Here is a 14,015-nt window from a genome sequence, read left to right as displayed (position 1 = left end):
AGCATGAAGAAAGACATTTCATTTGATCCGGTAGAGGGTGTATCCGTGGCTATTGTGCCAGAAGATGCTGCTGCTACGGAGGAAGGCAAGCCCGGTTGGCTGGTATACCTGCTCAATCATAATGAGTACCCTATCAGCAACGTCATCGTCAGCTCTAATGGCTATGGCCTAGATCTGGCCGACGGCAGTACCATTCGTACGTCTACGTTGCGGCATGTGCTGCTTGAGGTGGAACCGCACACCGCCGTACCTATCGAGCCCATTGACCCAGCCCTGTTTCACTTAAACAACCAGTACTGGGTAAGCTACTACCGCGACCAACATATCTTCGATAAAAAATTCATCTTCGTGCCCGATTCTATCGTGGCCGATAACCTGATCCATATAGCTATGCTCAACCGCTCGGGGGTGTTGCATAGCTAGGCCTATACTTTCATTGCTGCGGTCGGAAATAACCGGCTGAGCGTAGTTTTTGCTTGAGCCGAACCACCATGAGTCACCTTGGAATTCAGTTGGGCCTGTCCTCTCTTTGGGCATTTCTGGTATCAATGTTTGCGGTACCATCCATCATCTACATCGCCCACCTGAAGAACATGCTCGACACGCCCAACGTGCGAACCGTGCATGAGTCCCTAACACCTCGTCTCGGTGGTGTTGCAGTATTCGCGGGCTTTATGTCGGCCCTCACCATCTTCGCCGATTTGTCGCATGGCATTCAGCAACTGCTGGCTGGCTGCATCGTGCTATTCTTCGTGGGGCTCAAGGACGACCTCGTTACAATTTCCGTCGCGAAGAAGTTTGTAGGCCAGTTGTTGGCTACCGGCATTGTCATGATTATGGCGGATGTGCGCATCACTAGCTTTCAGGGTATCCTGGGTATTCAGGAGCTTCCCGTTGGTATTAGCTATGCTTTCACCTTTCTAGTAATCGTAGGCATTACCAACGCTATCAATCTGATCGACGGCTTGGATGGTCTTGCCGGTACCATTGTGCTGATTATTGTGAGCACCTTCGGCTATTACTTTTATGAGTACGGCGGGCCCAATTTTCAGAACTATGTGTTCGTCTCAGTCTGCGTGATAGGAGGGATGCTGGGCTTTCTGCGATACAACTTCCATAAAGCCAGTATCTTCATGGGCGACACAGGTTCCTTGCTGTGTGGCTTTATTGTCTCTATCCTCACCATTCAGTTCATTGAGATGGGCCTGAAGGTGGGGCAACCCTTTGCTTCTTCGGCGCCTTCCGTGGCGGTAGGTATTCTCTTTGTGCCCTTGTTTGATACGCTACGGGTATTCATTGTGCGCATGCTGGCCGGCCGTTCCCCCTTTTCCCCCGACAAAAACCACGTCCATCACCGCATTCTGGCCATGGGCTTTCAGCAAATCAGCACTGTAATGCTACTGGGGGCACTCAACTTAGTAGTGATTCTCTTCGTCATCAACTTTGCCTATCTGGGCAACACGCTCCTCATTCTGGGCCTAGTGGTTTTCTCTGTACTGCTGAGCTTCTTACTAGGGGTGTATCAGAGCCGTACTGCCCAGCAGCGGGTAGCTTCCTAGGCCACCTGCTTTTACCATTTGATGGTTGTGCGCTACGCTAGATTACGTGCTTTTTTGCTGTTATTGGGGCTGATCCTGTGCAGTGGTCAAGCTACCTGGGCAGTAGAGTACCGGCCCTTACCAACGGCGCCGCGTGGTGGCCTAACCTCTGACTGGTTGATTCATGGTGAGCAGACGAACCGGTTGGTTCTTTATCTGCCAGACTACCATACGCCAGCGCATGCCTACTACCAGTGGCTGACTATTCGGCCTAGTAAGCCGCTACCAATTAGCTTCACGGCTCGACAAGGGCTGAGCTTATTCATAGACAACCGTCTAGTATTTACTGCCCGTACCCCAGCCTCCTACACTGTTGATTTGGCTCAACTGTTACCGGCCGGGGTTGCTGGTGGCTCTCATCTGCTTTGCGTATGGCAAGGAGAAGCAACTCCTAATTTGGCTTCCTTTAGCAACGTAGCTTCCTCACCCGTAACTCCCAAAGGTAAGCCGGCGGCCACACCCTTGTTAGCCCAACCTCGTCCCCGGGGACACCAGGGCCAGACAGTATTCCTGTGTTTTCTGCTAGTTATTGGGCTGGCCTACGGAGGTATTCGCGCCACGTATCAACCAGGCTTCGCACGCATTTATCAAGTAGAAGGTTTATGGGGAAAAGCTGCGGCTGAACAAGACTTCCTAACAAAGCCTACTATTACGTGGCTCAACCTAGGCCTAGTTCTTATATTCTCGTTATCCTTTGCTCTGCTATTAGTCGCTATTCATACTAATATTCAGAGTATCGTTATTCTGCGCCGTCTGTTTGATGTGCCGGAGTCCGCCATTGTACTACGAGTTCTGCTTTACACTGGCCTGATAGCTGGCTTCGTAATCGGGAAGTACTTGTTTCTAGAGCTCATGGGCTACATTTTTGATGTAACTGACCTAGTCATGGTACAATACCGGGAGTTTATTCGCACTATTCTATTTATGGGGCTGTTCTTACCTCTAGTGATATTCCTGTACCTAGGGCTTAACCAACGGCTGCCTGAAACGGTATTGTGGGTATCCAACGGGGTGGTTTCCTTGCTGTTGATTGGTTCAGTTATCCGAGTTGCTCGTACACTGCATAGCAGGGCATCCCTACTGAATCTACATTTGTTTTCGTACCTTTGCGCCACAGAAGTGATACCCTTGGTCATTCTGCTCAAGCTGATCGTTTTTACTTACTGAACAATACATTACTGTCGGCGCTGCCCTTCAGTAGTGTCCGCAAAGCCGACTTATTGCCCTAGACTTACTTTTCTACTTATGGCCGAAAGCAACGACAAACCGGGGACGGGCCGTCATGCCAAGCGTATCTCCAGCATTCTTGTCACCCAGCCTAAGCCCACGAACGACGTCTCCCCCTACTTTGCTATTGCCGATAAGTATGGCATCAAAGTAGATTTTCGTGAGTTTATTGAGGTACAGCCGGTTTCCTACAAGGACTTCCGTAAAGAGAAAATCAACATTCTCGACCATACGGCTGTAATATTCACGAGCCGGAATGCCGTAGATCATTTCTTTCGTACCTGTCAGGAAGCTAAGATCGAGATGCCTGCTGAGATGAAGTATTTCTGCATCTCAGAGCAGACGGCCAATTATTTGCAGAAGTACATCGTGCTGCGTAAGCGAAAGCTATTCGTAGGGCAGCGCACTGCCGTCGATTTGTTCGAGGTAATCAAGAAGCATAAGAGCGAGAAGTTCCTGTATCCATGCTCTGACATCCGGAAGGATGATATCCCGGAGTTCATGCGGGCGAACGGCTTCAAGTTCACGGAAGCAGTAATCTACCGGACCGTCGCCAGCGACCTGTCCGATCTATCTGATGTGAAGTACGACTGTATTGCGTTCTTCAGTCCCTCAGGTATCAGCTCGCTTTTCATCAACTTTCCTGATTTCGAGCAAAACGGTACCCGCATTGCCGCCTTTGGGCCTACCACGGCAAAAGCAGTTTTAGATGCTGGCCTAGAGCTAGATATTGAAGCCCCTCAACCAAATGCGCCGTCCATGACGGGAGCCATTGAGGCCTACATCCGATTGCATCACGGAGCGGATAGTAGTAAGGAAAAGAACAAAAGCGGTAAGCAGAGTGCATGATCTCAAGAGCGGGAGAACTACCTTGGTGGTTTTCCCGTTTGATCTTTACCCAGGATTGGTTGCAGAGGTTTTTTGTATACATTTGGAAGCAGCCGTCTTCCTAAATCCTGTGTAACATACGCGAAGTCAGCCGCTTCTATGAAGAAGATTTTACTTCCTGCTTTCTTATTGTTTGCTGGTGCTGGCTCCGTAATGGCTCAGCAGCAACCTCAGTTTAGCCACTACGGCTTCAACGGGATGTATCTCAATCCGGCTTATGCCGGGATAAAAGGGCAGGGTGAAATAACGGCTATTGGTAGGTCTCAGTACTACGGCTACGATGCCACATTTGATAGTGGGGGAGCCCTTCAAACAGCTTCGCTAACTGCTTCTTTACCAATAGCTGCGATTGGCGGTGGCCTAGGAATCGGCGTTTATCGTGATAAGGTAGCACAGCTATCTACCACGAACGCGCAACTTTCGTATTCCAAACATATCAAAGTGGGCGAAGGCCGTCTAGGCCTAGGCGTGCAGGGTATATTTAATAATATCTATCAGGGTACATACCGCTTTGTAGATGAGGGTGATGTCAAAATACCACGGGAAGGGTCGGATCAAAAGTTTGACGTCGGCGTTGGAGCATGGTACGAATCCGAAAAGCTATATGCCGGGCTTAGCTTTAACAACCTCTTGCGCGCCGGCTATAAGTTCAAGAGTGAAGTAGCAGGAGGAAAAACGGCGGAGTATATCAATGAAAACCATGCGTATCTTACTGCTGGTTACAATATTGAGGCTTCGTCTTCCGTTGTTGTGACCCCTACTGTGTTGGTGAAAATGGTGCTGCCGGGCAAGTTTGGAGACAACGACAAATTCTCGCTGAAGAATAATTCTTACGAGGTTGGTGCACGCGCCACTTTCAACGACCGTTTTTGGGGAGGAATTGGGTATCGCTACGACGAGTCGTTCACGGGGATGGCTGGCCTAAGTTTTGCTAAGGACAACGCCATGCGCGTGGGACTGGCCTACGACTTAGTTGCATTTAACTCAGATGCGCGTGCTCTCAGCTCGTTTGAGATTTTGCTGTCTTACCGTCTGCCCAAGCCAGGCCTGTCGGTAAGACCCGCAATTCGCACTCCACGCTACAGCTTTTAAATAAAAAGCTAAAAACAGGGCTACGGGGCGTCCTGAGTATGTGTCGACTATGAATTTTGGCTTGTCTGTACTAACTCCTTGCCTTCCATCGTTTAACCAACGTAAGCTTTGGTTTAAAAACATTCGGAATGCATTGAGCAAAAGGCTTGCGTACGAACGTACAAATAGCTAGATTTGCCGGCTCACAAAATTGTAATCTTTGGGTATCGCCGCCTGAAAAGTCTTTTTCTCTTCCTCACATGAACAAGTTTCTCATTTTGCCTCTCGTTGCGTTTTCAACGCTCTTGCTGGGAGGCTGTGGTTTTGGCAAAGGACCGCAAGGCGACCTAGTCGGAGCTGAGGATCGTCCTGAGTTCAACCCACAGGAGGTTCCTTACGGTATGGTTCCATGCCCCGGCGGTACGTTCCATATGGGACAGACCGACCAAGACATTTCGGCCTCTATGGTCAACATGAATAAGCAGGTAACTATTGCCGGCTTTTACATGGACGAGACCGAGATTACCAACAACGAATACCGTCAATTTATGAACGCTATTCGCCAAGACTCAATTGATGTACTGGGCGAAGAGTACGTAATGACGGAACTCTATCCCGACACCACGGTGTGGGTACGCGACTTCACCTACCACATGGGTGACCCGCTGATGGAGTACTACTATACTCACCCCGCTTTCGACGATTATCCAGTGGTTGGTGTTGACTGGTTCGCTGCCAAGTATTTCTGCAACTGGCGCACTAAGCACAAGAACGCCGCCAACGAAGAAGCTGGCCTAGCTCCCACTCCTAACTTCCGCCTGCCCTCTGAAGCTGAATGGGAATACGCTGCTCGGGGTGGTCGTGACCTGGCCACATATCCTTGGGGTGGTCCTTACCTGCGTAACTCGAAAGGCTGTATGCTGGCTAACTTCAAGCCAGGTCGTGGTGATTACGCTTCCGACGGCTACGCTTACACTTCGCCAGTAGGCGCTTTCTTCCCCAACGACTTCGGCCTGTACGATATGTCGGGCAACGTAGCCGAATGGTGTGATGACGCTTACATGGAAGCATCTGTACCGGTAGTGTGGGACATGAACCCTACAAACCCCGATGACAACGAACCCCGCAAAGTGGTACGCGGTGGCTCATGGAAAGACATTGCCTACTTCTTGGAAACGGGTACTCGTAACTTCGAATACCAAGATTCCGCCCGCTCTTACATTGGCTTCCGCACTGCTATGATTCAAATTGGCATGGGAACCAATAGCAGCCTGAACTAAGCTCAGTCACACAATTATACAGCTTCGTTCTCAACACTCTGAACCCCCTACTTACACCTTCTGCATTTTTTAATTAATCAACTCACCAACTTCTCTTTTTTAATTTCTTACTAACATGGCAGCAAAAGGCGGTAACTTCATGTATGACGTGGTTATGCCCAAGGTGTATGGCATCGGGGCCGCAGTCGTAATCATCGGGGCATTGTTTAAAATTCTGCACTGGAAAGGTGCTGACGTAATGCTGATGGTTGGACTAGGTACCGAAGCCCTGATCTTCTTCTTAAGCGCATTCCAGCCGAATGCAAAAGAGGTAGATTGGTCACTGGTATATCCCGAACTGAGCGAAGGTTACGACCCCTCTACTAACAGCAATAAGTTTGTTGAGCAAGGCAGCACTGGCACGGGCCTGACCCGTAAGCTAGACGACATGCTGAAAGATGCCAACGTAACTCCTGAAGCTATTGCTTCGCTAGGGCAGGGCCTGAACCGCCTGAGCACTACTACCCAGCAACTTTCGACGCTAGGTGATGCTACGAGCGCTACTGATGAGTACACGACGAAAGTTCGTTCTGCTGCTCAGTCGCTCGAGCGTATCAACGAGGCTTACGGCAAAACTGCTCAGGCTATGACGGCTATGGCCGACGCTACGAGCGATGCTAAGGAATACCACCTGCAAGTGCAGAACGTAACCAAGAACCTGGGCGCTCTGAACGCAGTGTATGAGATGGAACTGCAGGATGCTAACACGCACCTCAAGTCTATGAACAAGTTCTACGGCACCCTGTCGCAGGCTATGGAAAACCTGACTGAGGCTGGCAAAGAAACCGAGCAGTTCAAGCAGGAAGTTACCAGCCTGACCACCAACCTCAGCTCTCTCAACCGCGTGTACGGCAACATGCTGAACGCTATGCGCGCTACCAGCTAAGGTTAGTCTTCCTTGATAACTTCAGGTTTAGTTCACCCCATATAGATAGGTAAGACAAGATGGCGGGAGGTAAAGAGACTCCACGGCAGAAGATGATTGGGATGATGTACTTGGTACTCACCGCTCTTCTAGCCCTTCAAGTAAACTCAGCAATTCTGCTTAAATTCAAGTTCCTTGACGAAAGCCTTGGTTCCATCAACGATAAAGTATCGAATGCGAACGAAGGAGCAGTAAAGGGAATTCAAGCTCAAGTTGAAAAGAACCGTAACCAGGCCCGCGACCTTGCAGTACTGAAGCAGAGCCAAGAAATTCGGGATCGTACGAAGCAGATGGTTTCGTATTTGGACGAAGTACGGAGCAAACTGCTAAGCGCTACTGAGAATAAAGGCAAAAACGAGTTCAAGAATATGAGCGCCGAAGACAAGGTTGCCATCACCATGTTAGGTGGCACTCGTAACGGCGAAGCATATAAGATGAAAGAGGAGTTGAACAAATACTCCGCTTACATCAAACAATTCGTTCCTAACGCTGGTCCCCTAGCACTGGACGCTCGTGAGGACGCTATGGTAACTGACCCAGAGCAGAAGAGCAAGAACTTTGCTGAATTGAACTTCGAAAACACTCCAGTAGTAGCAGCTTTAGCTGTACTCTCTCAAAAAGAGGCTGAAGTGCTGAAGTATGAATCAGATGCTCTGGCTGCTCAGGCTGCTAAAGTAGGTGGTAGCGTTATCGTATTCGACAAGATTGGTGCCTTCGCTAGCGCTGAGTCGAACACTGTTGCTGCTGGTACGAAATACAAGGCTGAATTGTTTCTGACGGCTTCTGCTTCGGGCTTGAACCCCAGCATGACGCTGAACGGCTCGCCCCTGGCAGTTGGCCCAGATGGCAAAGGTAAAGTAGAATTCACGGCCCGCCCCGGTAGTTTCGACGCTGCTGGTAATGCCAAGGCTAGCTGGAAAGGTACTATCCGTTTCAAGCAGAACGGCCGCGATACTACGTTCAACGTAACGGTTCCTTATACCGTTACGAAGCCCGTAATGCAGATCCAGTCTGCTTCGGTTCAAGCTTTGTACTTCAAGTGCGGTAACAAGCTGAGCGTACAAGTACCCGCGCTGGGTGCTCAGTATGATCCTAGCTTCTCAGCTTCAGGAGCAAGTACTATCAAAGGTTCTGCTAAAGGTGAGGTAACTCTGGTGCCTAACTCTAAGCAGGTAACTCTAAGCGTTAGCAGCGGTGGTAACGCTATCGGTTCGCAGACGTTCGAAGTTCGTCCAATTCCTAAGCCCGAGATTAAGTGCATCGTAGGTGGCCGCGAGGCTAACGAGAAGCAGGGTACCCCTATTACAGCAGTACGCAATATGCAGCTGCGCGCAGTGGCTGATGCTGGCTTCTCTACCTTCCTGCCCGATGATGCTCGCTTCCGCGTAACACGCTACGAAGTAACTCTGGTACGCGGCCGTCGTCCTGCCATGCCAACTATTCCTGTCAACGGTCCGAATGTAGACCTGAGCAGCGTAGTAAACTCGGCTCGGGAAGGTGACCGTCTGTACATCGAAGTGAAAGAAGTACAGCGTATGAACTTCCAAGGCAACACGGAGCAAGTAAACGTTTCCAAGCAGTTCAATATTCCGCTCCTCTAAGCGTTATTGTTCTGAACTAACCGCTACGTTTTTTTGATTACCCTGGTATGAACAAATTCCTCTCCTTCGCCGCTCTGACGGCTGGCCTAGCGCTGTCGGTGGCAGCTTCGGCTCAGGAACAAGCTACCACCGCGAGCAGCAATGGCTCGTATCGCCCAATTCCTAACTCGGACATCATGTTCCGGAAAACGATTTGGCGTGCAATTGACCTGCGCGAAAAGCAGAACAAGCCAATGTTCTCTGAAGGGCGGGAGATCAGCAAGGTAATCTTAGACGCCGTTAAACGGGGCGAATTGCAGGCCTACCGTAACGATTCGTTAACTTCTACTTTCTCTTCCAAGGAGGTTACCTCTAACGTATCATATGCTGAGGCTAATGCTGGTCTGAGCGATGAAGAAAGAGCTGCCGGTTTCACGGAAGACACAGGAGCTGACGACTGGGGACCTAAGCCTGCTGCTACTAAGCGCCCTAAACTGGGTGCCAATGGCAAGCCATTGAAGGATAGCAAAGGCCGAATCATTTATGAAACGGTAGCTGCTGCCCCAGCAACGCCTGCTGCTGCGCCAAGCTATGAGTATCGCCCCAAGGACATCTATCAGATGGAATTGAAGGAAGATATGATCTTCGACAAGAAACGGTCGCGGATGTATCACGATATCAAGTGCATCACGTTGCTCGTTCCTTCAACGCTGAGCTCAAACGTATCCGGTATTGAAAAACCAATCGGGACGTTTAAGTATAGCGACTTGGTGAAAGTGTTCCGTGCTAATCCGGACAAGGCTATTTGGTTCAATCCGCAGAACGACGCTCAGCATAAGAACTTAGCAGACGCTTTCGAACTCTGGTTGTTCAACTCATATATCGTGAAAGTTTCTAACCCCAATGATGCCCGCCTATCGGACATCTACGGTGGTGAGCGGGAAGGTATTCTTGCTTCGCAGCAAGCTGCCGCTGACTTAATTGAGTATGAGTACAACCTATGGAGCTTCTAGGCCTGTAAAGTAAAAGGAGAAAGCCCTCACAGATATCCTGTGAGGGCTTTTTTTATGCATTTTTCAGTGTGGTGAACTACTCATTTTGACTGAAGTACTCAAGCAGGATACGCGCTTTAGCTTTGCCTACTTCAGCTACCAGTTCAGGCTCGGAAAGCTCCTTAATCTTTTTGACTGACTTAAACTTTGTGAGCAGTTTGTCAGCAGTGATGGGGCCCAGCCCTTTCACGTCAGTAAGCTCTGTTTTAAGAGTAGCTGCGTCGCGGCGGCTGCGGTGGAAGGTTATTCCGAAGCGGTGAACTTCGTCGCGCATGCGCTGAAAGAGCCGCAATGACTCGCTCTTCTTATCAATATAGAGCGGCAGAGGATCGTTCGGAACATAGATTTCTTCCAGCCGCTTGGCAATACCAATAACGGCTATTTGACCCCACAGATTAAGGTCCTTTAGCGCCTTTACGGCCATGCTTAATTGGCCTTTGCCACCATCTACAATTACAAGCTGAGGTAAACTAGCTCCCTCATCTACTAAACGACGGTAGCGGCGGCTAACCACCTCGTACATGGAGTCAAAGTCATTAGGGCCGACTACAGTCTTGATGTGGTAGTGCCGATAGTCCTTCTTACTAGGTCTAGCATTGCGGAAGCACACCATAGCGGCCACCGGATTGTCGCCCTGGAAGTTGGAGTTGTCGAAGCACTCAATATGCTTAGGGAGCTCCGTAAGGCGTAAGTCCTTCTTGATAGTCTCCATGATCCGGACTTCATTAAGGTCTTTACTCCGGTCATTCATGCTTTCTTTTTCCTTGCGCAGGTAAAGCACGTTTTTCAGACTGAGCTCAAGCAGCTTGCGTTTATCCCCGATTTGAGGCTGCGTAACAGTTACAGAAGGCAAGGGCAGCGTAGGAACAGGAACGTTCGTCAGAATTTCCTTCGACTGACTTTCAAACTCCTCTCGCATCTGCATGATCATCGAGGTCAGAATTTCATCATCAGGTTCGTCTAGTTTCTTTTGAACTTCAACCGACTGGGTGAGAATGATGCTGCCGTTCATCACTTTGAGGTAGTTGATGAAGGCTGACTTCTCATTGGAAGCAATGCTGAAAACATCAATGTTTGAAAGCGAAGCATTAACGATAGTGCTCTTCGCCTGAAATTCATCGAGCTTGTCGAGCTTCTGCTTAAACTGATGGGCTAGCTCATACTGCTGCTCTTGGGCAGCCTGCATCATTTTCTCCCGGAAATACTGCTTAGGTAGCCGTAAGTCGCCATTAAGAATCTGACGGATCTGCTGGATGTACTGGTTGTACGTATCCTCGTCCTGGAGACCCTCACACGGGCCTTTGCAGTTACCTAGGTGATACTCCAAGCACACCTTAAACTTCCCAGCCTCGACGTTCTGAGGTGAAAGGTTATACGTGCAAGTGCGGAGTGGATATAAAGACCGAATAAGCTCCAGCAGCAGATTCATGCCCGTCACGTTAGCATATGGGCCATAGTAGTGGCCGTCGCCGGGCTTCTTGTTGCGCGTAGGGATAAGCCTCGGGAAACGCTCATTGGTAAGCAGCAAATAGGGGTACGTTTTCCCATCCTTCAGCAGGATGTTGTATTTCGGCTGATGCTGCTTAATCAGGTTGTTTTCCAACAGAAAAGCATCCGACTCCGAATCAACAATGGTGAACTCGATTCGATGAATATTCTTGACCAGCTGCTGAGTTTTCTTGTTGTGATCCTGCTTTGTGAAATAGCTACTTACCCGCTTACGCAGGTCAATAGCTTTACCCACATAGATGATGGTATCCGTGACGTCGAAATATTTATACACGCCGGGCCGGTGGGGGAGCTGGCGAATTTGATCCTGTAGATGGTCTTTGGCAGCCATTATGCTTGAATCGGGAGTGTTGTCTGAGTACTCAGTTACGCGCCTTTTGTTCGGCTAGGCCACTATGGTGAGTGAAATACACTCAACAAAAACAAAAAAGTGGCAGGTGAAAAACACCTGCCACCCTGAATTTGCGCCAACAAATCGAATTAAATGTCCTGGTCTTTTAGGTCATTCAGATCTACTTGGTTGAGCTTCTGGTCGTAGGGAATAGTATCACGCTGAGCAGATCCTCCGTAGTAGCGGGAACAATCTATTTCAATGCTGAGCGGCTTCTCTGGTTTCGGGAAGGGGCCCGTATTAATGCCAATGCTTTTGTCGGCATACACCTTTCGCATAAATAAGCCGTAGATGGGCAGCGCTAAGCGCGAGCCTTGGCCATAAGCTCCCGTGCGGAAGTGCACGCTACGGTCCTCACCACCTACCCACATACCGCACACCAGATCGGGCGTCAGGCCCATAAACCACCCATCGGAGTAATTGCTGGTGGTACCAGTTTTGGCTCCCATTTCATACGGAAACTTAAAACCGTTCTTCAAGATGATAGACGTGCCGCCTTGCTCCTCAGTAGCACCGCGCAGCATATAGGTCATCAGATAGGCGGTTTCCTCACTCAGAGCCTCCCGGGTTTGGGGCATGAAGTCGCGCAATACGTTGCCATTCTTATCCTCGATGCGCGTGACCATCAGTGGAGACGTCCATACACCCTTGTTTACGAAGGTGCTATAGGCGCCGGCCAGTTCATAGATGCTCACGTCAGAAGAGCCAAATCCTACCGCTGGTACGGCTTCAATGGGAGACGTAATACCCAGCCGCTTGGCGTAGCTCACAATGGTTTCGGGCTCTAGCTTCTGCACCAGCCACGCTGTGATAGAGTTCATGGAGCGGGCCAACGCTTGGCGTAGCGTGAATGAGCGGCCAGAATAGCTTCCCTCAAAGTTTTTGGGCGTGTAGGCTGGCCGACCCCGCTCCGCAGGGAAGGTGGTAGGTACATCGGGGCGCTGATAGCAGGGAGAGTAGCCCTGGTCGATGGCCGCCACATACACAAACGGCTTAAATGTAGAGCCCGGCTGGCGTTTGCCCTGCTTCACGTGGTCGTACTTGATGTACTTGAAATTGATGCCGCCAACCCAGGCTTTTACTTGCCCATTTAGTGGGTTCATAGCCATAAAGCCTGAGTGCAGAATGCGCTTGTAGTAGGCGAGGGAGTCCATTGGCGACATAAGGACCTCCTTCTCGCCTCCTTGCCATGTAAATACCTTCATCTTGTACTTCTTATTCAGGTAGTACTTGATGGAGTCCTTGTTGCCCTCGTAGCGGTTAAATAAGGACTTATATCGCTCAGTACGCTGGATGCTGGAGCTCAGAAAATTGGGAATCACTTTGCCATTTTCGTCACGCCACGGTTGCTGTCCCTTCCACTGTTGGTCAAACCATTTTTGCTGGAGCTTCATGTGCTCGGCTACAGCTCCTTCGGCATACTTCTGCATGCGCGAGTCGATGGTGGTGTAAATCTTTAAACCGTCGGCGTATAGGTCGTGGTCAGTTTCCTTGGCCCACGCTTTCAGCATTTTGCTGACCTCCACCCGGAAGTAAGGCGCAATGCCCTCGTTTTGATTTTCTACTTTATAATCGAGGGCGATAGGCCTAGCTACGGCCTTTTGGTAAGTAGGCTCGTCGATATAGTGATACTTGTTCATCTGGCTCAACACCCAGTCGCGCCGACGCTTGGAGCGCTCGGGGTTGCGGACGGGATTGAACCAGGAAGGGCCATTTACCACTCCCACCAGCAGGGCTGCCTCTTCCAACTTCAGGTTAGCAGGTTTCTTATTAAAGAAGGTTTTGGATGCTACCGTAATGCCAAAAGCATTAGACCCATATTCGGCAGTGTTAAGATACATGCGCAGAATTTCGCGCTTGGTATAGTTGCGTTCCAGTCGCACGGCCATGATCCATTCCTTGGTCTTGATGATGATCATGCGTAGGCCAGGTACATCATTCAAGACGCCGTCGTTTAGATCTTCCCGCGTGCGGAAGAGCATTTTGGCTACCTGCTGCGTAAGAGTAGAAGCACCGCCGCTTTTCCGGAACGTTACAATACCCATGGCAGCACGCCCCAGACCCTTCAAGTCAATGCCAGAGTGCTCCTCAAAGCGGGCATCTTCAGTGGCTATGAGAGCATCAATGAGATGCTGGGGCAGCTCTTCGTACTCAGCAGGGGTGCGGTTTTCGTGGAAGTACTTACCCATCAGGACCCCATCGGCCGAGTAAATTTCAGAGGCTAACTCGCTCTTAGGGTTCTCAAGGGTTTTCAGGTTGGGCATGCGCCCAAACAGATTGAGGAAGTTGACACTAACGGCTAATACATACAGAATCAGCCCCAGGAAACCGGCGCCGAACAACACCCAGAAGGTGCGGGTAATGCCCGTAAAACGGCCGCTGGAATTAGGCTTGCGGGCAGTTGATTTAGCTTTCTTAGTGGCGGGGTAAGCCATTGGTGCAATACGTGGTGATG

11 protein-coding genes are annotated in these 14,015 nt (G+C 50.0%); 9 read left to right on the top strand and 2 right to left on the bottom strand.

Going from position 1 to position 14,015, the window contains the following annotated elements; all coding sequences use genetic code 11:
* The first annotated feature begins 3 nt into the window (after window positions 1-3).
* From EU556_RS18725 to porN, 9 genes are all read left to right on the top strand, one after another.
* Window positions 4-423 carry a hypothetical protein gene (locus EU556_RS18725; RefSeq protein ID WP_135435668.1) on the top strand — a complete coding sequence of 140 codons (420 nt, stop codon included), beginning with the start codon at window positions 4-6 and terminating at the stop codon, window positions 421-423.
* Window positions 424-491: 68 nt separating this feature from the next.
* Window positions 492-1,559 carry an MraY family glycosyltransferase gene (locus tag EU556_RS18720; RefSeq protein WP_245327795.1) on the top strand — a complete coding sequence of 356 codons (1,068 nt, stop codon included), beginning with the start codon at window positions 492-494 and terminating at the stop codon, window positions 1,557-1,559.
* 21 nt (window positions 1,560-1,580) lie between these two features.
* Entirely contained in the window at window positions 1,581-2,765 is a 1,185-nt protein-coding gene (locus EU556_RS26850; RefSeq protein WP_135435667.1) for a DUF4271 domain-containing protein, read from the top strand.
* Window positions 2,766-2,843: 78 nt separating this feature from the next.
* Complete coding sequence (locus tag EU556_RS18710; protein WP_135435666.1) at window positions 2,844-3,674, top strand: uroporphyrinogen-III synthase; 831 nt, start codon at window positions 2,844-2,846, stop codon at window positions 3,672-3,674.
* A gap of 138 nt (window positions 3,675-3,812) precedes the next feature.
* Complete coding sequence (locus EU556_RS18705) at window positions 3,813-4,805, top strand: PorP/SprF family type IX secretion system membrane protein (protein ID WP_135435665.1); 993 nt, start codon at window positions 3,813-3,815, stop codon at window positions 4,803-4,805.
* Between the two features lie 239 nt (window positions 4,806-5,044).
* Complete coding sequence (porK, locus tag EU556_RS18700) at window positions 5,045-6,064, top strand: T9SS ring complex lipoprotein PorK/GldK (protein WP_135435664.1); 1,020 nt, start codon at window positions 5,045-5,047, stop codon at window positions 6,062-6,064.
* 115 nt (window positions 6,065-6,179) lie between these two features.
* On the top strand, window positions 6,180-6,989 hold the full coding sequence (gene porL / locus EU556_RS18695) for a type IX secretion system motor protein PorL/GldL (protein ID WP_135435663.1): 810 nt from the start codon (window positions 6,180-6,182) through the stop codon (window positions 6,987-6,989).
* A 59-nt stretch (window positions 6,990-7,048) separates the two neighbouring features.
* Window positions 7,049-8,629 carry a type IX secretion system motor protein PorM/GldM gene (gene porM / locus EU556_RS18690; protein ID WP_135435662.1) on the top strand — a complete coding sequence of 527 codons (1,581 nt, stop codon included), beginning with the start codon at window positions 7,049-7,051 and terminating at the stop codon, window positions 8,627-8,629.
* Window positions 8,630-8,676: 47 nt separating this feature from the next.
* Window positions 8,677-9,621 carry a type IX secretion system ring subunit PorN/GldN gene (gene porN / locus EU556_RS18685; protein WP_135435661.1) on the top strand — a complete coding sequence of 315 codons (945 nt, stop codon included), beginning with the start codon at window positions 8,677-8,679 and terminating at the stop codon, window positions 9,619-9,621.
* A gap of 76 nt (window positions 9,622-9,697) precedes the next feature.
* Here the strand turns inward: porN and uvrC are convergent, their stop codons facing one another.
* Window positions 9,698-11,500 carry an excinuclease ABC subunit UvrC gene (gene uvrC / locus EU556_RS18680; protein ID WP_135435660.1) on the bottom strand — a complete coding sequence of 601 codons (1,803 nt, stop codon included), beginning with the start codon at window positions 11,498-11,500 and terminating at the stop codon, window positions 9,698-9,700.
* A gap of 149 nt (window positions 11,501-11,649) precedes the next feature.
* The gene (locus EU556_RS18675; protein WP_135435659.1) at window positions 11,650-13,995 is read right to left on the bottom strand and encodes a penicillin-binding protein 1A; all 2,346 of its coding nucleotides are present in this window, start codon (window positions 13,993-13,995) and stop codon (window positions 11,650-11,652) included.
* Window positions 13,996-14,015: the final 20 nt, after the last annotated feature.

Source organism: Hymenobacter fodinae (genome assembly GCF_004745825.1).
Classification (GTDB): Bacteria; Bacteroidota; Bacteroidia; order Cytophagales; family Hymenobacteraceae; genus Hymenobacter; species Hymenobacter fodinae.
Note: the sequence above shows the minus strand (reverse complement) of the source record. Positions and strands in the feature narration are given on the sequence as shown.